This is a genomic window from Streptomyces sp. 1-11, assembly GCF_007176755.1.
Classification (GTDB): Bacteria; Actinomycetota; Actinomycetes; order Streptomycetales; family Streptomycetaceae; genus Streptomyces.
The window spans coordinates 167,644-190,307 of the sequence record NZ_BJTV01000006.1 but is presented as its reverse complement, the minus strand read 5'-3'; the positions used below and the strand labels follow the sequence as shown (position 1 = coordinate 190,307).

Sequence of the window (22,664 nt, the reverse complement as noted above, 5' to 3'; positions counted from 1 at the left end):
GTGCAGACCCAGACCCTCACCCAGACCGACAGCAGCGCCGGCGCGACGGCCGACGAGCCCGGCGCGGAGTCCGGAGTCCTCGTGGCCGTACCCCCGCAGAGCCGCGCTTCCGGTCACCCCGGGACGGACCAGGAGACCGGTGAGCCGGTCGAACCGCCCGCCGACGCGCTGGCCGAGGAACCGGAGGAGGCGGCCGAGCCCGTCGGGCCCGCGCCGGCGCTCGCCGCGCGGGCCGAGACCGGCGGACCGTCCGCTGACCTGTTCCGCCAGTACCTGCGCGAGATCGGGCGTATCCCGCTGCTCACCGCCGCCGAGGAGGTCGACCTCGCCCGCAAGGTGGAGGCCGGGCTGTTCGCCGAGGAGAAGCTGAGCAGCACCCCCGACCTGGACAGCCGGCTCGCGCACGACCTGGACCGGCTGGTCGTCATGGGCCGGATGGCCAAGCGCCGCCTCATCGAGGCCAACCTGCGGCTCGTGGTGTCCGTGGCGAAACGGTACGTCGGCCGCGGCCTGACCATGCTCGACCTGGTGCAGGAGGGCAACCTCGGACTGATCCGGGCGGTGGAGAAGTTCGACTACGCCCGCGGCTACAAGTTCTCCACCTACGCCACCTGGTGGATCCGGCAGGCCATGTCCCGCGCCCTGGCCGACCAGGCCCGCACCATCCGGGTGCCCGTGCACGTGGTGGAACTGATCAACCGGGTCGTCCGCGTGCAGCGCCGGATGCTGCAGGAACGCGGCTACGAGCCGGCCCCCGAAGAGGTCGCCGCCCAGCTCGACCTGCCGCCCGAGCGGGTCCGCGAGGTGCTCCGGCTCGCCCAGGAGCCGGTGTCCCTGCACGCCCCGGTCGGCGAGGAGGACGAGGTGGCCCTCGGCGACCTCATCGAGGACGGCGACGCCGCGAGCCCCGTCGAGTCGGCCGCCTTCCTGCTGCTCCGGGAGCATCTGGAGGCCGTGCTCTCCACCCTCGGCGAACGCGAGCGCAAGGTCGTCCAGCTCCGCTACGGCCTGGCCGACGGCCGCCCCCGCACCCTGGAGGAGATCGGGCGCCTGTTCGGCGTGACCCGGGAGCGGATACGGCAGATCGAGTCCAAGACCCTCAACAAGCTCCGCGACCACACCTTCGCCGACCAGCTGCGGGGCTACCTGGACTGACCGGGGCCGCCCGCCGGTGCGGGCGGCCCCCGCCGGGATCAGTCCACCTCGGCCACGGCCTGCGCGAACTGCGCCTGGTACAGCCGGGCGTACGCCCCGCCCGCCGCCAGCAGCTCGGTGTGCGCGCCCTGTTCGACGATCGCGCCGTTCTCCATCACCAGGATGGTGTCGGCGTCCCGGATCGTCGACAGCCGGTGCGCGATGACGAACGACGTCCGCCCGTGCGCGAGTTTGGCCATCGCCTTCTGGATCAGCACCTCGGTACGGGTGTCGACGGAACTCGTGGCCTCGTCCAGCACCAGGATCACCGGGTCGGACAGGAACGCCCGCGCGATGGTGATGAGCTGCTTCTCACCGGCGCTGACCCCGGAGCCCTCGTCGTCGATCACGGTGTCGTAGCCGTCGGGCAGGGTGCGGATGAACCGGTCCGCGTGGGCCGCCCGGGCCGCCTCCTCGATCTCGCCCCGGGTGATGTCGCGCGCGGCGCCGTAGGCGATGTTGTCCGCGATGGTGCCGCCGAACAGCCAGGTGTCCTGCAGCACCATGCCGATGCCGGAGCGCAGTTCGTCCCGGGACATCCGCCGCACGTCCACCCCGTCCAGGGTGATGCGCCCGGCGGAGACGTCGTAGAACCGCATCAGCAGGTTGACCAGCGTGGTCTTGCCCGCGCCGGTCGGACCGACGATCGCCACCGTCTGCCCGGGCTCCACCGTCAGCGACAGATCCTCGATCAGCGGCTTCTCCGGGTCGTAGCGGAACGACACGTGCTCCAGGCGCACCCGTCCGCGCAGTTCCTCGGGCCGCACGCCCGGCACCGGGTCCGCCTCCTGCTCCTCCGCGTCCAGGAGTTCGAAGACCCGCTCCGCCGACGCGACGCCCGACTGCACCAGGTTCGCCATCGAGGCGACCTGCGTCAGCGGCATCGAGAACTGCCGCGAGTACTGGATGAAGGCCTGCACGTCACCGATGGACAGCGCGCCCGACGCGACCCGCAGGCCGCCGACCACCGCCACCAGCACGTAGTTCAGGTTCGACACGAACATCATCAGCGGCTGCATGACGCCGCTGTTGAACTGCGCCCGGAACGCGGCCTCGTACAGCGCCTCGTTCTGCTCGGCGAACTGCTTCGCCGACTCCTCCTGCCGGCCGAACACCTTCACCAGGGTGTGCCCGGTGTACATCTCCTCGACGTGCGCGTTCAGCTTGCCGGTGGTGCGCCACTGCTGCACGAAGTGCGGCTGCGACCGCTTGCCGACCCGGGTGGCGACCACGAACGACAGCGGAACGGTCACCAGCGCGACCAGCGCCAGCAGCCAGGAGACGTAGAACATCATCACCAGCACGCCGATGATGGTCAGCACCGCGTTGATGAGCTGGCCCATCGACTGCTGCAGCGTCTGCCCGATGTTGTCGATGTCGTTGGTGGCCCGGGAGAGCACCTCGCCGCGCTGGCGCTTGTCGAAGTACGACAGCGGCAGCCGCGACAGCTTCGCCTGCACGGACTCGCGCAGCCGGTACATGGTGCGGTTCACGGCCCGGTTGACCAGCCGGGTGGCGACCGCCATCAGCAGACCGGCGACCAGGAAGGTGCCGAGCGCGAGCAGCAGCACGTGCCCGACGGCCTGGAAGTCGATGCCCTGGCCGGGGGTGAAGTCGGTGCCCTTGAGCATGTCCGCGATCTGGCCCTGGCCACGCTCGCGCATCGACTGGAGCACCTGCTCCTTGGTGGCCCCGGCCGGCATCTGCCGGCCCACGATGCCGGCGAAGACCAGGTCGGTGGCCCGGCCCAGGATCTTCGGGCCGAGCACGCTCAGGGTCACGCTGACGACCACGCACACCAGCAGCGCGCATATGGTGGCCCGTTCGGGCCGGAACTGGGCGACCAGCCGTTTGCCCGAGCCCTTGAAGTCCATCGAGCGCTGGTCGGGACCGCCAGCCATCATGCGTCCCATGGGCCCGGCCATCAGGCGGCCTCCGCTTCCGTCAGCTGGGAGAGCACGATCTCCCGGTAGGTCTCGTTGGTCGCCATCAGCTCGTGGTGGCGGCCGGCGCCGACCACCCGTCCCTCGTCCAGCACGATGATCCGGTCCGCGTCCCGGATGGTGGCCACCCGCTGGGCGACGATCACCACGGTCGCCTCGGCGGTTTCGCGGCCGAGCGCGGCGCGCAGCGCCGCGTCGGTGGCGTAGTCCAGCGCGGAGAAGGAGTCGTCGAAGAGGTAGATCTCGGGACGCTGCACCAGCGTGCGCGCGATGGCGAGCCGCTGCCGCTGACCGCCCGAGACGTTGGTGCCGCCCTGCGCGATCGGCGCGTCGAGCCCGCCCTCCAGCCGGCTCACGAAGTCCTTGGCCTGCGCGACCTCCAGCGCGTGCCACAGCTCCTCGTCGGTGGCGTCCGGATTGCCGTAGCGCAGGTTGGTCGCGACCGTCCCGGCGAACAGGTACGGCTTCTGCGGCACCAGCCCGACGGTCCTGGCGAGCAGCGCGGGGTCGACGTCCCGGACGTCCACGCCGTCCACGAGGACCTCGCCCTCGGTGGCGTCGAACAGCCGCGGGACCAGGCCGAGCAGCGTCGACTTGCCGCTGCCGGTCGAACCGATCACGGCGGTCGTCTCGCCCGGCCGGGCGGTCACCTCGATGGACTTCAGCACCGGCTCCTCGGCACCCGGATAGCGGAAGCCCGCGCCCCGGATCTCCAGATGCCCGTGCCGGCGCAGCTCGGTCACCGAGGCGACCGGCGGCACCACGCTCGAGTCGGTCCCCAGGACCTCCTCGATGCGCTCGGCGCACACCTCGGCGCGCGGCACCATCATGAACATGAAGGTGGCCATCATCACGGACATGACGATCTGCATCAGGTAGGCGAGGAACGCCGTCAGGTCGCCGATCTGCATCCCGCCGCTGTCGATGCGGTGGGCGCCGAACCAGACCACCGCGATGGACGACACGTTCACCACCGTCATGACGATGGGGAACATCAGCGCGAGCATCCGCCCGGTGGCGAGCTGCATCTCGGTCAGGTCCCCGTTCGCCTTCCCGAACCGGCCCTGCTCGTACTCGTCGCGGACGAAGGCGCGGATCACCCGGTTGCCGGTGATCTGCTCGCGCAGCACCCGGTTCACCGTGTCCAGACGCGTCTGCATGGAGCGGAACAGCGGCCGCAGCCGGCGCACGATCAGCGTCACGGAGATGCCGAGCACGGGGACGACGGCGACGAGCACCCCGGACAACGGCACGTCCAGGCCGAGCGCCAGCACGATCCCGCCGACGCACATGATGGGCGCCGAGACCATCAGGGTGAACGACATCAGGACCAGCATCTGGACCTGCTGCACGTCGTTCGTCGTACGGGTGATGAGCGAGGGCGCGCCGAAGTGACCCACCTCACGTGCCGAGAACGACTGGACGCGGTCGAAGACCGCGCCGCGCACGTCCCGGCCGAGCGCGGAGGCGGTGCGGGCGCCGAAGTACACGGCGCCCATGTTGCACACGACCTGGGCGAGCGAGATGCCGATCATCAGGGCGCCGAAGGACAGGATGTAATCCGTGTCACCCTTCACGACGCCCTTGTCGATGATGTCGGCGTTGAGCGTGGGCAGGTAGAGGGTGGCGCAGGTCTGCAGGAACTGCAGCAGCACCAGGAACGCGATGGGTTTCTTGTAGGGCCTGAGATAGGTCCGCAGAAGTCGTATGAGCACGCTACGTCTCTCGGAGTCGGCGACAAGGGCTGGTCGGTGCGCCCTTCGCCCCTATCGTCGGACACTCCACCCGCGTTACCTCAACCGATTAACCCATCGGCGTACTCTTGCCCGGCCGAGTCAGGGGCGTGTCAGGGGTGTCAGGGGCGGAACGCCCCGGGGTGCGTCTGCTCCCGTACCGAGACGAACTGCTGCCGCACGGCCTGACCCACGGCCAGTTCCTCACCCGGCTCCAGCACCTGCGCCGCCGCGCCGTGCCAGGCCGGCGGGGTGCGCGGGTCGAGCGATCCCTGCGACACGCCGAGCGCCCAGGCGGCCTGCCGGGCCGCGCCGATCGCCGCGTAGTCGGCGGGCTGCGGCACGACGACCTGCGCGCCGAACAGCGACGGCGCCGCCGCCTGCACGGCGGGCAGTTCCGCGGCCGCGCCGAGCAGGAAGACCCGCCGAACCTCGACGCCCCGCCCGCGCAGCACGTCCAGGGCGTCGGCGAGCCCGCACAGCATGCCCTCGAAGGAGGCCCGCGCCAGGTGCTCGGGCTTCATCGACTCGCGCCGCAGCCCGGCCAGCGTGCCCGCGGTGTGCGGCAGGTGCGGTGTCCGCTCACCCTCCAGATACGGCAGCAGCACCAGCCCGTGCGAGCCCGGCGTCGACTTCATCGCCAGGTCGGACAGGCTCTCCAGATCGGGCAGGCCGAGCAGTTCGGCGGTGCCGCGCAGGGTGCGCACGGCGTTCAGGGTGGTGACGACCGGCAGGTGCATGCCGGTGGCGTCGGCCAAAGAGGTGATCATCCCGGACTGGTCGGCGAGCGCCTCCGGGTGCACGGCCATGACGGACCCGGACGCCCCGAGGGAGACGACAGCGTCCCCGAGTCCGATGCCGAGCCCGAAGGCCGCGGCCATGGTCTCCCCGGTCCCGGCGGAGATCAGCAGTCCCTCCGGGGTGGTGCCGGCCGCGTCCGAGGGGCCGATCACCTCGGGCAGCATCGCCTGGTGGCCCAGGGACAGCTCGACCAGGTCGGGCCGGTAGCCGCCGGTCGCCGCCGACCAGTACCCGGTGCCGGAGGCCCCGCCGCGGTCGGTGGTCCGCCGCACCGGCCGCCCGAGCAGCTGCCAGACCAGCCAGTCGTGGGCCTGCAGCAGCACGGCGGTGCGCTGCGCGTTCTCGGGTTCGTTCTTGGCGAGCCAGCGCAGCTTGGTCACCGGCTGCGCGGCCTGCGGCACGGAACCGACGGCCTGGGCCCACGCCTCCCGGCCGCCCAGCGCGTCGGCCAGGTCGGCCGCCGCGACCTGTGCCCGCTTGTCCCCGCCGACCAGCGCGGGCCGCACGGTGTTGCCCTGGGCGTCCAGCGGGACCAGCGCGTTCTGCTGCGCCGACACGCCGATGGCCTGCACGCCCTCCAGCAGCCCGCCCCCCGCGGCCTCGCCCAGGGAGAGCAGCCAGGCCTGCGGGTCCACGTCACTCGGGCGCCCGCCCCCGTCCGGCGTCTCGACGGGGTGCGGGGCGTACCCCTGCCTGAGCACGGCTCCGGTGTCCGTGTCGCAGACCACGATGCGCGTGAAATCGGGTGAGCTGTCCAAGCCGGCGACTATCCCCATGGCGAAAATTCTGCCGCATCGCGGCGCCTGCTTCGGCCGTGGGAGGAGGAGGGCCCCCGGCGCGCGTCACCGGCGGCCGCGCCTCACGTGTCGCTGGTGCCCCAGTCGTCCTCGGGAGTGCCGTTCACGTTGCGCTCGCGCAGGGAGCGCACGCGCTGGGCCACCGAGGCCGGGACGCGGTCGCCCATCTTGTCGCTGACCGTGTGGAACGCCTTGCCCGCGTACTGGCGGCCCTGCTGGGCCGCCGTCTCCGCGGTGTTCCGGACGGCGGGATTCTCCGCGAACCGGCGAGCCGTTTTCTTCAGCTGCTCGTAGCGCTCGCGTCCGGCCCTGGTGCCCAGTACGTAACCGAGGGCCACTCCGGCGATGAACGTAAGCCGGTAGCGCATGGCTGCCACCCTTCCCGTGTCTGAGGTCTCTGGTGCGGCGTCGACGCCGGGGAGAACCGATTGGCGGAGCACCCCCCTGCTTGCGCTAATGTATGTGTCGCAGCGAGCGCGCGCCCCCTGGCGAATACCCAGGTAGGTGCGTTCGATGCAACGAGGCGATCCTCCGTAGCTCAATTGGCAGAGCAGCCGGCTGTTAACCGGCAGGTTACTGGTTCGAGTCCAGTCGGGGGAGCTTCGGTCCTCCGTAGCTCAATTGGCAGAGCAGCCGGCTGTTAACCGGCAGGTTACTGGTTCGAGTCCAGTCGGGGGAGCGCGTTGAACGAGGACCCTCCGGGGTCCTTTTTCATGTCCCTGGGAACCGGCGCCGACCTGGTGAAGTCCCCAAGGTCAGGAAGCAGCGCGGAAGCCGACCATCCGAAGCAGGAGATCGTATGAGCGGCTATGCTGCGGCAGACGGCGCGCACACTTGTACGCGACACGCCGCTATGGGGCGGTAGCTCAGCCGGTTAGAGCAGCGGACTCATAATCCGTCGGCCGTGGGTTCGAGTCCCACCCGCCCCACTCAGTACTGCTCCCGCATCAGTACTACTCCCGCAGAAACGTCTCTCCTTCCGGCGCCACGCCGAGGACGCCGATTTTTTTCGCGGCCCGCGGCCGCCGCCCGGCCGGGCCGCCGGGGTCTGGACGAATCGCCCGTGTCCGTCAAGCCGTTCGGCCGACGACCCTCGAATGGTCATGAGTTGCCGTCATTTTGGCTTGGACATGCCCTGCGCTGGGCACGGACCTCCTACCGGGAGCCGCCGCGGGGGCGGCGCCGGCAGGAGGAGGGCGTCATGGACCGTCGAATCCGGGTACGTGTCATTCGCCGGCCCGCCGCCCCGCGCGAGCAGGAGATCGACCGCAGGACGCCCTCCGGGCGCATCCTCCCGTACTGACCGCCGTGCGCGCCGTCACCGGTCCGCGCGCCGCCACCGGCCCGTCACCCGTCCTCGCGGGCCGGCGGCACGTGGCGGGCCACCGCCGCGCGCAGCGCGGCCCGCAGGGACTCGGGCGGCGCCGGGCCGTCGGGCGCCGTGCTCGCGGTGAGCGCGCCCGCCACGTCACGCAGCTTGGTGTTGGTGCGCTGGGACGCCTCCCGCAGGACGTCCCAGGCCTGTTCGGAGGTGCAGGAGTGAGCGGCCATCAGGACGCCCCGCGCCTGGTCGATCACCGGGCGGGAGTCGATCGCGTGCCGTAACTGCGCTATCTCCGCCCGCAGCAGCCGCAGTTGCTCGGCCCGCTCACGGGCCACCGCGGAGGCGCCGCGGGCGGGCGAGCCGGCGAACGGCGCGGGCGGCAGCGGGTCGGTGTCGTCCAGGCCCACCAGTTCCAGCACCCGGCGCGGCTGGCCCCGCCAGCCCGTGACCGAGACCGGCACGCCGCGCCGGCGGCCGTACTCGCCCAGCACGTCCAGGAAACCCAGGCCCGAGGTGTCCATGAAGGACACGTCCGCCACGTCCACTTCGACCCGGCCGACGTCCGCCGGGAGGGCGGCCAGGGCTCTCGCCGTCGTGGCCGCGCAGCCGTGGACCAGTTCCCCGCGCGCCTGGAGGAACGCCCGGTCGCGCTCGGTCCGTCCCTCGACGGCCAGTGCGTCCAGCCGTCCGGTGTACGGGTCTCGTGCCGCTGAGGTCATCTCTCCGCCCCGCATCGATCCTCTTGGCTCGTCCACTCGCCTGCCCCAGCGCCGCGGGCCCTACACCGGCCCGGCGGCCGCGGGGGGCATACTTGGCCTCGTGTTTCCAGTCCCGCCGCAGGACGCCGTGAGCGTGCCGGAGCCGGCGCGGCCCCTGCCGGCCGCCGCCGCGCCGCCCGCAGCCGTGCGCCGTCCTGACGCGGCGGCGTCGTGACCGCCGCCCCGGGACCCTTCGAGAACCCCGCCCTCCTCTACACGGACACCGAGCAGTACCTCGGCGGCGTCGTGCCGTTCGTACGCGGCGCCCTGGCCGCCGGTGAGCCGGTCGCGGTCGCCGTGCCCGGGGAGAAGCTGCGGCTGATCCGGGACGCGCTGGGCGCCGACGCGGGCGCCGTGCGGTGCCTGGACATGCGGGAGGCCGGACGCAACCCCGGCCGGATCATCCCCGGCGTGCTGCACGCCTTCGCCGACGGCCGCCCGCCCGGCCGGCGCGTGCGCATCGTCGGCGAGTCGGTGTGGGCGGACCGCAGCGCCGCCGAGTACCCCGCCTGCGCCCAGCACAAGGCGCTCGTCAACACGGCGTTCCGGGGCCGCGAGGTGACCGTCCTCAGCCCCTACGACAGCGCGCGCCTGAGCGAGCGGGCACTCGCCGACGCCCACGCCAACCACCCCGTCGTCATACCGCCGGGCGCCACCGAACCCCGCCCCAGCGAGACCTACGACCCCGAGGGCGTCGTCGCCCGCTACAACCGGCCGCTGCCGCTCCCGCCGGTCCCCGGACCCGCAGTCCTCGCCCTCGCCTACGGCGGCGGCGCCCTCTCCAGGGCCCGGCGCCTCGTCACCGAGCACGGCCGCCGGCTCGGTCTGACCGGCCTGCGGCTGGAGGACCTGTCCCTGATCACGGCCGAGCTGACCACCAACAGCGTCGTCCACGGCGGGGGCACGGGGGCGCTCACGATGTGGGCCGAGGACGGGCACGTGCTGCTGGAGGTCCGGGACCGGGGCAGGCTGACCGATCCGCTGGCCGGCCGCCGTCCCGCCGTCATAGGCCGCAGCGGCGGACGCGGACTGCTCCTGGTCAACCTGCTGGCGGACCTGGTCCGGACGCACACGGCGCGGTCCGGCACGACGATCCGCGCCTACCTCGCGCGGTAGCGCGTCCGCGTCAGCGGCCGTCGCGTCGCCCCGCTCCGGCTCAGGCGGCGCGCGGGTCCAGCACGAGGGGTTCCACGGTGCCCTCCAGCATGGCGCCGAGGCCCTGGACCGCGCACAGCTCGGGCCGTTCCGCGATGTACACCGGCACGCCGGTGGCCTGACGCAGCATCCGGTCGAGCCCGGGCAGCAGGGCGGAGCCGCCGACCATCACGATCCCGCGGTCGGCGAGGTCGGCCACCAGGTCGGGCGGGCACTCGCGCAGCACCTTGCCGATGCCGTCCAGGATCGACGTCAGCGGGGTCTGCAGGGCGCTGCGGACGGCCGCCGTCTCGACCCGCACACTGCGGGCGAGCCCGGTGACCACGTCCCGCCCGTGGATCTCCGTCAGAGCCGGCCCGTCCAGGCCGAGCCCGTCGCCGGACAGGGCGAGCTGCAGCGGCCGTACCGCCTGGCTGGGCAGCAGCAGCCGGTGTTCGAGCCGCAGGTGCTGCACGATCGCGTTGTCGACCGCCTCACCGCCGACCGGGATCCGCTCGGCGGTCACGAGCGAGCCGAGGGAGAGCACGGCTACCTGCGTGGCCGCCGCCCCGCATACCATGATCATGGTCGCCTCGGGCCGCTCCACCGGCAGCCCGCACCCCACCGCGGCGGCGATCAGCGTGTCCACCAGCTCCACCCGGCGCGCCCCCAGCCCGACCAGCGTCTCGATCGTCGCCCGCCGGGCGAGCGGGTCCGCGTCGTGCGGCGTGCAGGCCGCCGCCCGCAGCCGGGGCCTGCGGCGCAGGGCACGGCGCGTCTTGTCGCCGAGCAGCTGCCGCAGCATGCGCTGCGCCATCTCGATGTCGACGACGGTGCCACCGGAGATGGGCCGCACGACCCTGATGTAACCCGGTGTCCGGCCCGTCATCTTCTCCGCGAACTCGCCCACCGCTATCAGCGCGCCCGTCCGGGTGTTCACGGCCGCGACCGATGGCTGGTCGACGACGAGCCCGGCGCCCTTCACATAGACCCGGGTACGGGCGGCGCCCAGGTCGACGGCGAAGTGACAGCGGCGCAACTGCTCCAGGCTGACGGTCACGGCGGATCCTCCCGAGTACGCGGGGCCTTGGAGGCCGGACGGCGGCTTCCCCCACATCCTCCGGGGGACACCGTCGGCGCGCCTGCGGGAGGGGGCCGGGCGGGGTGCCGCTGAACGGGGGGCGGCCGCGGCGCCGCAGTTCACAGGGTCCGTGCGGCACGCAGCAGGGGGAGGAGTTCCTCGCAGGTGAACAGGTCGGGCGCGAACACGTCCTGGGGCGCGGCGCCGACGTGCACGAAGACCATGCCCGCTGACCGTGCGGCTTCCCGCTCGACGTCGCTGGACCCGATCACCAGGCAGTCGCGCCGGCCGGCGCCGAGCCGCTGGGCCGCCTCCAGCAGCGCCCGGGGTCCGGGCATGAGCCGGTCGCCCACCCCGTCGCGCCCGTGGACCCGGCCCGGCAGGCAGTCCAACAGGCCGCGCCGGCGCAGGTACGCCACCGCGGCCTGCCGGTCGCGGTCGGTCACCACCGCGAGCGGCACGCCCTTCGCCGCCAGGGTGCGCACCAGCAGGTCTGCGTGCGGGACGGGCGTCGCCCGCTGGGCGGCCGCCCGCTCCAGAGCGGCCAGCTCCGCCTCCAGCGCAACGGCGCTCGCCGAACGCCGCACGGCCGGGCGGAGCAGGTCCAGCGGATCCTCCGGCCGGGCGGCCCGCCCTCCCCGGTGCCGGTGCGCGAGGTCGCCCCACTCCGTGCCGAACCGGGTCAGCGTGCCGTCAAGACCGAGGACGACCGCCCGCGCCGCGCCCAGCGCGCCGGCCAGCCGGCGCTCGCCCGGCGACGGGCGCGGGGGCGTGCGCCGTGCGGCGACCGGGGTCAGCGCGACCCTCCAGCCGACCGCGCTCCAGGCCGGTGACAGGCGGCCGAGCTGCGTGTCCAGGGCGGCCTGGGCCTGGCGGGCGTAGCCGGGCGGGTAGGCCAGCGAGACCTCGCGCAGACAGTCCCGCAGGTGTCCGGTGACCAGGCCGGAGATGTCGCGCTCGGCGCCGGCCCGGACGGCGCCGACCGGGTCGGTCACCCGCCACACCGCCGTACCCGTGGCCCTGAACACCGGGGCCCCGTCGACGGGCGGCCCGGATTCCTCCAGCGGCAGGCTGCGGTCGGTGAGGTCCACCTCGTAGTAGAACGTGGCCCGCCTGTCCCGGGCGAGGGTGAGTCCGGGACTCGTGGCGTACACGACGCTCCGGGTGTGGCCCGCGGGCTGCGGCAGCGGCAGCCCCAGGGGCAGCAGGAAGGGACCGTGGACCGGGCCGGCCGTCCCCGGCCGCGGGGCCCGGGCGAGGACGTACCGGCCGTCGGCGCCCGGCAGGGCCTGCGGGGCGGGACCGTCGTACCCGCTCGCCAGCAGCTCCCGGTGCAGCGAGGGGGAGAGGACGGCGATGCCCTGGGCCGTGTTCGCCGTGAGGACGTCGTCGACCAGGTCCTCGGGCGGCGGCCAGGCCACCTCCTCGTCGTCGCCGGCCAGGAAGGTCACCCGCCAGCGCGCGCGGCCGGTCTCCGCCACCCGGTCCGCCAGCTCCCGCAGGGTGGCGCCGAGCAGGGGCAGCACGGGCGCTCCGGGGCGCAGCAGTACCGCGTACCCGTCGTCCCGAGCGCGCATCCTGTAGTCGTCCGGGCTTAGCCGGCCACCCGTCAGCAGCCGGGTCACCGCCCGGCCCAGAGCCGGCAGGTCGTCCGCCTCGCGGGGGCCGCCGGCGTACTCGAAGAGGGCCGCGACCCGCGACGGCGGTGGTGCGGGGGCGGGCGGCTCGTCGGCGAACAGGCTCTCCGGCACCTCGTTCTGCGGCAGCGGCGCCTCCCGCGGCGAGTCGTCGGGGTCGAAGAGCAGGGAGGGCAGGTCGTCCTCGGTGGGGAACGGGCCCTCCTCGCCGAGGTCGTTGGGGTAGGGGTCGGTGGCCGCCGGGCCGGCGTCCGTCGCCCGGCGCGGGCCGCCGGCATCCTGGGAGTCGGCGTGGTCACGGCGCAGTTCGTGGCCGAGCGCCAGCAGTTCGGGGTTGGTGCCCCCGGTCAGCTCGTACTCCTCGAACACCTCCAGCGCCTCTTCCAGACGGCCCAGCTCGCGCAGCGCGATCAGCAGCAGCCGGCGGTAGTCCTCACGGGCGGGGTGGGAGTGCAGCAGGGCGGTGAGGTTCCTGGCGGCGCGGTCGTACTCGCCCAGTTCCAGGTCCAGTTCGGCACGCCTGCGGCACAGGGTGTGCCGGAGCTGGGACAGGCGGGGGCGGGCGGCGCGGGCCGCGGGGCCGGGGACGCCGCTGAGGGGTTCCTCGCCGTACCAGAGGGCGAGGGCCGTCTCCAGGTGCTCGCGGGCCCGGGCCGGCTCACCGCGGGCGGCCAGCGCCTCGGCCGTGCTCTGCAGCTCCGCGCAGTCCCTGAGGTCCACCGAGTCCGCGCTGGTGTGCAGGGCGTAGCCGGCGGGGAGCCGCGCCAGCGCGCCGGGGCCCACGGCGGCGGCGACCTGGGCGACGGCCCGCTCCAGGTCCGCCCCGTCGTGCCGCGCGTCGGCCGCACCCCACAGCCCGGCCCGCAGCTCCTGGTGGGTCGTCGCGCGGCCGTTCCCCAGCAGCAGCATGGCCAGCACCGCCCGGCCGGACGCGTCGAGCGGCTGCTCCGCGCCCGCGGACCTGACCGTCACCGGGCCGAGCAGACGGTAGCGCCGCCGGTCGTACGAACCCAGGGCGGCCGTCCGCTGCTCCGCGTCGTCGAGCATCGCCCGGCCCCGCTCCTGGTCGACGGGCGAGGACGACGTCAGCAGGCCGAGGGCGTGCGCGTAGTGCTCCCGCAGCGGCGGCGGCAGATGCCGCAGCCGGTCGGCGGTGAGGGGCCGCGGCACGCGGGCGGTGCCGGCGGCCAGGAGCAGCATCAGCTCGGCCAGCGCGTGCAGGTCGCCGGCCCGCCCCTGCGGTCCGGCGCTCCGGCCGGGTTCGGCGTGGGCGAGTTTCACCTGCCCGTCGGGGAGCAGCAGCACCCGGGCCATGCCGAGTCCGCCGTGTGCGACGCCGGCCGTGTGAAGGGCTGCGAGCGCCCGCGCCAGCTGTGCGCCGACCGACACCACCAGGGGCGCCGGGAGGCGGTAACCACCGGGCGCCGCCAGTGCGTTCAGCGGGATCGCGTCCAGGTACTCCATCACCATGAACGGGGTGCCGTCGGTGACGCCCGCGTCGAGGACGGTCACCACGTTCGGGTGGCGCAGCTCCTTCAGGCGGTTCGCGGCCCTCACGACGGCCTCCGGCCGCCGGGGGTCCAGGACCGTGCCGAGCAGTCGCATCGCCACGGTCCGCCCCGCCGTGCGGTCCTCCGCCCGCCACACCCTGCCGTGCTCCGTCACCCGCTCCAGCAGCCGGTACCGGCTGCCGTCCGGCTCCGCGGGCGCCGTCCGGCCGCCGCCCAGCCGGCGCACACTGTCCGGCCGTACCGTCGCGAACGCCGCCCCGTCCGCCGGGGCCGACTCCGCACCGCCGGCCGCCGGGGTGACCGCCCGGAACTCCCCGGGCGCCGAGCCGGCCCGCTCCTCGATCAGGGCGCCGACCCGGTCGAGCAGTCCGGCCGTGGCGGCGCGGGACGAGCGCGGCAGGGAGCGCAGCAGCAGGTCCCGGACGCCGGGCCGGAAGGCGTACGAGCCCGGCGGGCCCGGCGCGGTGGTGAGCAGGCCGCTGAGGATCACCTCGGCCAGGTGCTGCGGGCGCGGTGCGGGCTCGACCGCGCGCTGGACCAGGCGCATGACCGGCAGGTCGGCCCGGCCGAGGGCCAGGTGCCCGGCCAGCCGGAAGGCCTCCCGCGACGAGGTCGCGCGAAAGCGCAGCACCAGTTCCTCGGGGGACAGCCGGGCGAGGTCGGTGCGGGCCGCCGGGTCCAGCGGGCGGCCCACCAGCGCGGCCGAGCCGGGGAACGCGCTGCCGCCGGGCGAGGCCACCAGCCCCGCCCAGCTCGCCAGCCAGCCGGGGTCGGGTTCCAGCACCGGCAGCGGGACGGCCCCGCGGCGGGCGTACGGCGCCGGGTCGGCGTCGTGCGGCGCGAAGGCCAGCGCCGCCGTGGGCGCGGCCGGGCCCGGGGCCGTCAGCAGGCCGGGCTCGGCCGGCAGGGCGGTGTCGCGCCAGAGGTGTTCGGGCAGGGGCTGGACCACGGCCACGGGCAGCCGGTGCGACCAGCGGCGCAGCGTCGCCTCCCAGCGGGCCCCGGCCGGGCCCGGCCGCCACTGCGGGCCCATGCAGTCGCTGATGACCAGGGTGACCGTGCGGCCGTCGGCGGGGGCGTACGCGCCGCGCACCGTGCCGTCGGGCTCCAGCCGGGCCGGGGTCACCGTGCGGAACACGCCCGACTGGGCGAGCGCGGTGTGCAGTTCGCGGACCAGGGGCCGCCAGACCGGCATGGTGGGCCCGGTGTCGTGGACCACGTTCAGACGCAGCCAGCGCTCACGGGCGGGGCCCAGCACCGGCAGCCACCATTCGGGGGCCGCGCCGAGGCGGGCGATGCGGTCGGCCGTCGCGCGCTCGTCCAGCCGGTGCCCGGTCGGGGCGTCGGTGCGGAGCTTGAGCGGACGCAGGGCGCGCTGGAGCGCCAGCGGGTGGCGGAGCATCGGGGGCGCGGGCGCCCGCAGGGCGGTGTGCGGGCGGCCGGCGCCCGGGCCGTGGGCGGGCAGGTGGAGGGGGACGCGGGGCTGCCGGGGGAGCGCGGGCGCGGTGGGCGCGGTGGGCGCGGTGGGCGGGGCCGGGGGTTCCGGCCGGGGAGGTTCCGGCGGTTCCTCCCGCTGGACGTCCGCGGCGTCCGGCGCCGGCCGCGCGGCCGGACCCGGCGGCTCCTCGGGCGGCGGCTCCAGGCACCGTGCCAGCCAGAGCAGTTCGGCGAGCTCCAGCGGGGTGGGGCGGGCCCCGCCCACCGCCTGGGCCAGGCCGTCGGCCAGGCGGGCGAGCGGTCCCCGGGAGCCGTCCGCGTCAGAAGCCATCGGGGTCGTGGGCCTCACCGAGGTAGGGCATGAGCTGCCGCGCCAGCTCGTCCAGGGACTCGGCGGACAGATCGGAGGAACGGGCCAGGTAGATGGCGTTCAGGAGCTGGTCGGTGGCCAGGTCGCCGCCGTTCACCCGGGACAGGAACCGGCTGATCAGGGTCTGGGCGTACGGCTCGGGCTCGCCGTCGAAGTGGGCGCGGACGATGGCGGCGAGGTGGGCGTCGTCGGGCTGGCGCAGCCGCAGCGTCACGCAGCGGCGCAGGAAGGCGGGCGGGAACTCCCGTTCGCCGTTGCTGGTCAGCACGACGAACGGGAACGCGCGGCAGCGCACCCGCCCGCGCTCGACCGGGACGCGCTCGTGGGTGCCGTCGATCAGCACCTCGGCCCGCGGGTTCTCCGCGTCGCGGGTGCGGAGCAGTTCGGGGATCTCGTACTGGCCCTCCTCCAGCACGTTCAGCAGGTCGTTGGGCAGGTCCAGGTCGCTCTTGTCGATCTCGTCGATGAGCAGGGCGCGGGGCCGGGCGTACGGCAGGAGGGCGGTGCCGAGCGGGCCGAGGCGCAGGTGGTCCTCGATGCCGTCGGCGTGGTCCTGGCCGCCGGGCGCGGGCCGGGCGGCCGCACGGCGGGCCGCGTACAGGCGGGACAGCGGGTCGTACTGGTAGAGGCCGTCGTGCAGGGTGCTGCGGCTGGTGATGTTCCAGCGCAGCACCGGGCCGAGCCGCAGCTCGCGGGCCACCGCGTAGGCCAGGGATGACTTGCCGGTGCCGGGCGGGCCGGTGACCAGCAGGGGGCGGCGCAGGTAGAGGGCCGCGTTGACCAGTTGCACCGCCTGCGGGGTGGCCCGGTAGGTCTCGGCGCGGTGCCTGCGGTCGGGCGAGGCGGCCGCGGTGTCGGCACCGTCGGCGGGCGTGGCCAGCGCCGGGCCGCCGTCGAAGGCCCGCCAGGGCGGTGGATCGGGCAGCAGGGAGATGCCGTCGTGGGGCTCCTCGGTGCCGGTGTACACGGGCCACAGGGGCATGGGACGCGGTCCTTCTCTGCGGGTCAGCCGACGGGCGAGTGCAGGCTGGCGGTCGGGTCGGGGAAACAGCGGGGGTCGTCCCACAGGAGCTGGATGTCCCGCGCCCAGTGCCGTCCGGGATCGTCGTCCGCCAGCGCTTCCTCCCGCAGCTCCTGTACGTGGCGGGGGAGTTCGGCCGGCGGGACGCCTTCGAGGCGGGCGGCGAGGGCGTCGAGGAACGCGCCGCCGGGGCAGGGCGCGTCGTCGTGCCCGGCACCGCCGCCGCAGCCCGAGCGCGACCACAGCAGGATCGGTACGGGCATGTAGAGGCCCAGCCTGAAGCTCTCGGGCACCGCGCCGGGCGGGCCGGCGAAGCCCGCGAGGTCCGCGTCGCTGTCGCGCAGGCGCTTGCGCACGCCGAACGGCTGCGCGAGGGTGCCGCAGTCCACGCGGTGCAGGGCCGCGGCGGAGCCCGCCGACAGCCGCTGCCACTTCTTGCCAAGCCGGTGCCGCAGCCGGTTGCTGCGGTACCGCGCGCCCTCGGTGACGACCACCGGGTGGGCGCAGCCCAGCGGGGTCGGATCGTCCGCGCTGCACGCCCAGTGCGCCACCGGCAGGTCGAGCCAGTCCCGGGGCAGCACGAAGGTCAGCAGTTCCTCGGCGTCCGGGGCCAGATGGGTGAAGGCCTCGTCGATGCTCCGCTGCACGTGGCGGAGCACCTCGGCGCGGGTGAGCCGGACCGTGCCCACCGGCCGGCGCTGCCCCTGCCGGTACGCCGACACCGCGACCGTGACCTGGTCCTGCCCCGCGCCGCTGCGGTCGATCTCGACGAGGATCGGCGCCCATCCGGCCGGTCCCGCCGCCCGCCCGGCCGGCCGGGCGGGCCCGTCCAGCAGCTCCGTGAGCCGGCCGGCGAACCTGGCCAGCGCCTCGGCGGGCTCCGGGACCTCCCACCGCACGTAGTCGGCCGCCGCCCGCAGCGAGGCGAATCCGCCCGGCGGGGGTTCCGGGCCGAAACCGCCGACGGCGTCCACGAAGAGCTGGTCCGGTCTGCACTCCAGCTTCTCGGTCTCCGCCAGCCGCACCAGCTCGTCCAGGCGCCGCACCAGCTCGTACGCCCCCGCCGCCGGGTCCGGGCCGCCGGCCGGGGGCGGGAGCAGCTCGCCGAGTCCGGGCCAGTAGCGGGTCATCACCTCGGTGGGCAGCATGCGGGCGACCCGGACGTCCGGCTCGGCGGCCATCTGGACGACCATGCCGACCACCCGGCCGTCCTTCAGGGTCACCGCCGCCCCGCTGAACCCGTGCCGCAGCGGCTGCCCGTGCCCGGTGACGGCCTCCAGCTGCACCCACTCGTCCGCGATCCGCTGCGCGGACACGGCCCGGTACTCCGCGATCTGGCCGTCGCCGTCGTAGCCCTCGGGGAAGCCGTAGGCCTCCAACGGCGGTGCGGGTAAGCCCTGTTCGGCGCCGGGCGGGGCGAACCCGGCCGGGTGCAGCCCGACCTCGCGGGCCAGTTCCAGCACGGCGAGGTCGCCGGGGTCGGTGTCGCCGCCCGCCCAGCCGCCGTGCACGGCCACGGTCGCCGGCACCCCGGCGAGGTCCCGGCGGCCCGGGAACGACACGGTGAGGTCGCCGGCGGAGCCGCCCGCCACGACGTGCGCGCAGGTCAGCACCTTGCTCGGGGCCACGAGGAAACCCGCGCCGAGCACCGCGCCCCCGCACTCGATCCGGGCGTGCCAGGCCTGCCCCCTCATGAGCGGGAAGCGGGCTCCGGCACGGCGGCGGGGGCGGGGACGGGAGGGGTCTGCGGGGACGGCGTGTCCGACTTCCATCCCAGCCGGACCACGAGCTGCCCCTCCGCCGCGCCCTTGGCGATGATCGCTCCGGCCTCCGCGGTCAGCTTCACGCCGAACTCCAGCTCGACGGAGTCGGGCCGCAGCGAGCCGTCGCGGAAGACGCGCAGAGCGGACTGGGCCGCGGCGCGCACGCCGTCCAGGGTGCCCTCGAAGGTGCGCGCGGCCTGTACGGCGGGGTTCTCGCCGCGCGAGACCAGCCGGGTGCCGGTCGCCGGATCCGCGATCTCCACGACGACGACCGCGCCGTCCTCCGTGGTGAACTCCACCAGTCTGCCCATAGCGCTCCGCCCCCGTGCTCTTGCCCTCGGCCGGCTCCATTGTGACGGAAGGTCACCCTCGGTGTCCCGGGTTCCGCCGCTCGTCCGCGCCGCCGCTGGCGGGAAGCCGCCAGGACGCCTTTCCGCCATGAACGGTCAACACCGCTGTCACACACGGCACATGACACTCGTCCCAGCACTCGACGCGCTCGACACGAGAAGAGGCGTGGATGACCAGAGGACCAGTCAGGCGTGGGGCGGCCCTGCTGTCGGCGGGGCTTGTGATCGCCCTGTTGCCGAACGGCCCGGCGGTCGCGCAGCAGGCCGTCACCGCGGCACGGCGCACCCCGGACACCGCCACCACCGTCACCCTCGTCACCGGCGACAAGGTGACCGTGACCGACCTGGGGCAGGGGAGGAGGACGGTCACCGTCCAGCGGCCACCGGGGGCCGCCGGCGCCGTGCGGACCCAGGTGAACGACGGCGAGATCACCGTCGTACCGGACGAGGCGCGGCCGTACCTGCGCGACGGCCGCCTGGACCGGCGGCTGTTCGACGTGAGCGGGCTCATCCGGCAGGGGCTCACCGACGCGAAGGCGGACGCGCTGCCGCTGATCGTGACCTACGGCAAGGGCGCGCGCGCCGCCACCCCGGCCGGCGCCGAGCGGACCCGGTCGCTGCCCAGCCTGCGCGGAGCCGCCGTCGAGGCCGCCCGCGGCCGGACCTTCTGGCGGTCCTTCACCCGGCACGCGGGCGTGGACAAGGTCTGGCTCGACGGCCGGGTCAAGGCCGACATGGCCGAGAGCAACGCCCAGATCGGCACCGCATCAGCCTGGGACGCGGGCCTCACCGGCAAGGGCGTCACGGTCGCCGTGCTGGACAGCGGCGCCGACCTGACCCACCCCGATCTGAAGGGCCGGGTCACCGAAAGCCGCAGCTTCATCGAGGGCCAGGAGGTCGCCGACCGCAACGGCCACGGCACCCACGTCACTTCCACCGTCGGCGGCAGCGGAGCCGCCTCCGACGGCGCGGAGCGGGGTGTGGCCCCGGAGGCCACGCTCGCGGTCGGCAAGGTGCTCAGCGACCAGGGTTCGGGCAGCGAGTCGCAGATCATCGCGGGCATGGAGTGGGCGGCGCGGGACGTGCACGCCCGGGTGATCTCCATGAGCCTGGGCTCGCCCGAGGCCAGCGACGGCACCGACCCGATGGCGCAGGCCGTGAACACCCTCTCCGCGGAGACCGGCGCCCTCTTCGTCGTCGCGGCCGGCAACACCGGCGCGCCGTCCTCCATCGGTTCGCCGGGCGCCGCCGACGCCGCCCTCACCGTAGGCGCGGTGGACTCCGGCGACCGGGCGGCCTACTTCACCAGCGCCGGACCCCGGTACGGCGACAGCGCCCTCAAGCCCGACCTCTCGGCTCCAGGCGTCGACATCCTCGCCGCCCGCTCCCAGCTCACCGAGGGCGACGGGCCGTACACCACGATGAGCGGCACCTCCATGGCGACGCCGCACGTCGCCGGAGTGGCCGCGCTGCTCGCCCAGGCCCACCCGGACTGGTCCGGCGCCCGCCTGAAGGACGCGCTGATGTCCAGCTCCACCCGGCTGGACGCGTCCCCGTACCTGCTGGGCGCCGGACGGGTCAGCGTGCCGGACGCCGTCAAGGCCGACGTCACCGCCACCGGCAGCGCCGACCTCGGCTTCCACGCCTGGCCGTACGACGCCGACAAGCCGGTGACCCGCACCCTCACCTACCGCAACTCCTCCGACGCCGACATCCGGCTGACGCTGGCCGTCGAGGGCGGACCGGAGGGCGTCGCGACCCTCGCCGACTCCGCGCTCACGGTCCCCGCGCACGGCAGCGCCTCCACCACCGTCACCGGCGACGGCTCGAAGGCCCCGGTCGGGGAGAGCGGCGGCCAGATCGTGGCCTCCGCGCCGGACGGCACCCCGGTCGCGCACACCGTGTACGGCCTGGTCAAGGAGGAGGAGCGGTACACGCTCACGGTCCACGTCAAGGACCGCGCGGGCGCGGCCACGGCCGCCGACCTCGCCGTGCAGCGGCTCGCCCAGGGCGAGGACGCCCAGCCCGCGCACGTCGGCGACACCGGCACGCTGAAGCTGCGGCTGAAGCCGGGCGCCTACAGCCTGACCTCCTTCCTCGACGTGCGCGGCAGCCACGGCGCCGACTCGCTCGGCCTCGGCTTCCTCGCCGCCCCCGAGATCACCCTCGACCGCGACCGGGACGTCACCCTGGACGGACGGAAGCTGCGCGAGGTGAAGGCGGACGTCCACCGGCGCACCGAGACCCGGCAGCTCCTCATGGAGTACGACCGGACGGCGAACGGCGCCGACCTATTCGGCGCGGTCCAGGTGCCGCTCGCCTACGACAGCGTCTTCGCCGCGCCCACCGCGAAGGTCACCGAGGGCGCCTTCGAGTACCGGACCGTGTGGCGGCTCGCCAAGCCGCTGCTGGAGGTCAAGGGCGTCGACGAGGCGACCGTGCAGGCGGGCGGCTCGCTCGTCGAGGGCCGTACGAAGCTGGCGCTGACCGACGTCGGCGACGGGCCGGTCACCGGGGCCGCGGGCAAGGCGGTGCTCGCGCACCTCGCCGACGGCGCCGACCCGGCCGCGCTGGCCCAGGCGGCCCAGGACGCGGGCGCGAAGGCGCTGTTCGTCACGGACGACGCCCCCGGCCGGCTGATGGCCTGGTGGGGCACGGACGACAACGCCGACCGGCCGTTGCAGATCGCCACGGTGAGCAAGGCGGACGCGGCCCGGCTGCGGGCGGCCGGCAAGGTCGACATGACCGGCACCCGCAACTCCCCGTACGTGTACGACCTGTCCGAGGGGCACCCCGGCGCGATCCCTGACCGGGACCTCACCTACGCGCCCTCCGGCCGTCAACTGGCCGCCGTGCACAACCGGTTCCACGCCGCCCAGCCGATGAGCGGCGGGGAGTTCCGGTACTCGATCACCGGCACCTTCCCCATCGGGCTCGGCTTCCAGGAGCGCGTCGACCTGCCGTTCGAGCGCACCGACTACGTCTCCACCGGTCCCGGCCAGCTCTGGCACGAGTCCGTCACCGCCCGCGACGGGGCGCTCGAGGAACGCAGCGGACTGGTGCGCTACGAGGGCGGCTCGCGGCCGGAGCTGAACTGGTTCCGTCCGGTGTGGCACCCGTGGCTGGGCACCGGCCTCGGCTGGGGGCAGCAGCGCGCCGGGAACCAGATCCAGCTGAACACCCCCGGCTGGGGCGACTCCGGGCCCGATCACACCGGCTTCGGCGACGTGTGGAGCGAGGGCAGCGGGATGAGCCAGACCACCGCCGTCTACCTCGACGGCACGCTGGTCGGCCGACGGGCCAGCGGCTCCACCGCCTACGTGTGGGACGCGCCCGCCGACGAGCACACCTACAAGGTGGTCACCGACACCGCTGCGGACCCCGGCCTCTGGAAGCCCGGCACCGAGGGCCACAGCGAGTGGACGTTCCGGTCCGCGGCCACCCCGGAGGACCGCTGGACCTACCTGCCGCTGATCAACCTCGCCTTCGACGTCGACACCGACCTGGCCGGCACGGTGCCCGCCGGGCACCGCGTACCGGTCGGGATCGCCGCCTCGTACGTGGCGAAGGCCTCCGGCACCGGAACCCTCGGCGGCGGCCGGCTCGAGGCGTCCTACGACGACGGCGCCACCTGGCGGACCGTCCCGCTCACCGCGGACAGGAACGCCTCCTGGCACGGCACCCTGACCGTGCCGCGCGACGCCGCCCACGTCTCCCTGCGGGCCTCGGCCCGGGACGACAGGGGCGGCTCGGTCACCCAGGAGATCACCCGGGCGGTGGGGGTGCGGTGACCCTGGGAGCGGGGGCGGT

13 protein-coding genes and 3 tRNA genes are annotated in these 22,664 nt (G+C 74.6%); 6 read left to right on the top strand and 10 right to left on the bottom strand.

Annotation, left to right across the window (positions count from 1 at the left end; translation table 11 throughout):
- Positions 1 to 1,155: an RNA polymerase sigma factor gene (locus TNCT1_RS15070; protein WP_143632023.1), complete on the top strand. Its 1,155-nt coding sequence runs from the start codon at positions 1 to 3 to the stop codon at positions 1,153 to 1,155.
- Positions 1,156 to 1,193: 38 nt separating this feature from the next.
- Here TNCT1_RS15070 and TNCT1_RS15065 read toward each other — a convergent pair whose 3' ends face one another.
- The 4 genes from TNCT1_RS15065 to TNCT1_RS15050 form a co-directional block, all read right to left on the bottom strand.
- Complete coding sequence (locus TNCT1_RS15065) at positions 1,194 to 3,119, bottom strand: ABC transporter ATP-binding protein (protein WP_143632019.1); 1,926 nt, start codon at positions 3,117 to 3,119, stop codon at positions 1,194 to 1,196.
- Positions 3,119 to 4,852: an ABC transporter ATP-binding protein gene (locus TNCT1_RS15060; RefSeq protein WP_143632017.1), complete on the bottom strand. Its 1,734-nt coding sequence runs from the start codon at positions 4,850 to 4,852 to the stop codon at positions 3,119 to 3,121. Before TNCT1_RS15060 ends, TNCT1_RS15065 begins: the two co-directional genes overlap by 1 nt.
- Positions 4,853 to 4,992: 140 nt before the next feature.
- Positions 4,993 to 6,447, bottom strand: coding sequence for an FGGY-family carbohydrate kinase (locus tag TNCT1_RS15055; RefSeq protein ID WP_143632015.1), 1,455 nt, complete (start codon positions 6,445 to 6,447; stop codon positions 4,993 to 4,995).
- Positions 6,448 to 6,530: 83 nt separating this feature from the next.
- On the bottom strand, positions 6,531 to 6,836 hold the full coding sequence (locus TNCT1_RS15050; RefSeq protein ID WP_143632013.1) for a YtxH domain-containing protein: 306 nt from the start codon (positions 6,834 to 6,836) through the stop codon (positions 6,531 to 6,533).
- A gap of 159 nt (positions 6,837 to 6,995) precedes the next feature.
- On the opposite strand from TNCT1_RS15050, the gene TNCT1_RS15045 reads away from it, so the two are divergent.
- The 3 genes from TNCT1_RS15045 (at position 6,996) to TNCT1_RS15030 (ending at position 7,397) form a co-directional block, all read left to right on the top strand.
- Positions 6,996 to 7,068, top strand: a tRNA-Asn gene (locus TNCT1_RS15045).
- A 6-nt stretch (positions 7,069 to 7,074) separates the two neighbouring features.
- Positions 7,075 to 7,147 (top strand) — tRNA-Asn (locus tag TNCT1_RS15040).
- Positions 7,148 to 7,323: 176 nt separating this feature from the next.
- Positions 7,324 to 7,397 (top strand) — tRNA-Ile (locus tag TNCT1_RS15030).
- A gap of 418 nt (positions 7,398 to 7,815) precedes the next feature.
- On the opposite strand, the gene TNCT1_RS15025 is transcribed toward TNCT1_RS15030, so the two are convergent.
- Positions 7,816 to 8,511, bottom strand: a complete 696-nt coding sequence (locus tag TNCT1_RS15025; RefSeq protein ID WP_143632009.1) for an ANTAR domain-containing protein — start codon at positions 8,509 to 8,511, stop codon at positions 7,816 to 7,818.
- A 210-nt stretch (positions 8,512 to 8,721) separates the two neighbouring features.
- Here TNCT1_RS15025 and TNCT1_RS15020 point away from each other — a divergent pair, with 210 nt between their 5' ends.
- On the top strand, positions 8,722 to 9,666 hold the full coding sequence (locus TNCT1_RS15020) for an anti-sigma factor RsbA family regulatory protein (protein WP_143632007.1): 945 nt from the start codon (positions 8,722 to 8,724) through the stop codon (positions 9,664 to 9,666).
- 40 nt (positions 9,667 to 9,706) lie between these two features.
- Here the strand turns inward: TNCT1_RS15020 and TNCT1_RS15015 are convergent, their stop codons facing one another.
- The 5 genes from TNCT1_RS15015 to TNCT1_RS14995 form a co-directional block, all read right to left on the bottom strand.
- Positions 9,707 to 10,744, bottom strand: coding sequence for a rod shape-determining protein (locus TNCT1_RS15015; RefSeq protein WP_143632006.1), 1,038 nt, complete (start codon positions 10,742 to 10,744; stop codon positions 9,707 to 9,709).
- A 140-nt stretch (positions 10,745 to 10,884) separates the two neighbouring features.
- The gene (locus tag TNCT1_RS15010) at positions 10,885 to 15,681 is read right to left on the bottom strand and encodes an SAV_2336 N-terminal domain-related protein (protein ID WP_174266301.1); all 4,797 of its coding nucleotides are present in this window, start codon (positions 15,679 to 15,681) and stop codon (positions 10,885 to 10,887) included.
- Positions 15,671 to 16,702: a MoxR family ATPase gene (locus TNCT1_RS15005; RefSeq protein WP_143632002.1), complete on the bottom strand. Its 1,032-nt coding sequence runs from the start codon at positions 16,700 to 16,702 to the stop codon at positions 15,671 to 15,673. Before TNCT1_RS15005 ends, TNCT1_RS15010 begins: the two co-directional genes overlap by 11 nt.
- A gap of 23 nt (positions 16,703 to 16,725) precedes the next feature.
- Positions 16,726 to 18,435, bottom strand: a complete 1,710-nt coding sequence (locus tag TNCT1_RS15000; RefSeq protein ID WP_143632000.1) for a trypsin-like peptidase domain-containing protein — start codon at positions 18,433 to 18,435, stop codon at positions 16,726 to 16,728.
- Complete coding sequence (locus tag TNCT1_RS14995) at positions 18,432 to 18,815, bottom strand: CU044_2847 family protein (RefSeq protein WP_143631998.1); 384 nt, start codon at positions 18,813 to 18,815, stop codon at positions 18,432 to 18,434. Before TNCT1_RS14995 ends, TNCT1_RS15000 begins: the two co-directional genes overlap by 4 nt.
- A gap of 209 nt (positions 18,816 to 19,024) precedes the next feature.
- Between TNCT1_RS14995 and TNCT1_RS14990 the strand changes: the two genes are divergently transcribed.
- Positions 19,025 to 22,645 (top strand): S8 family serine peptidase, encoded by a 3,621-nt coding sequence (locus tag TNCT1_RS14990; RefSeq protein ID WP_143631996.1) that lies wholly within the window; start codon positions 19,025 to 19,027, stop codon positions 22,643 to 22,645.
- Positions 22,646 to 22,664: the final 19 nt, after the last annotated feature.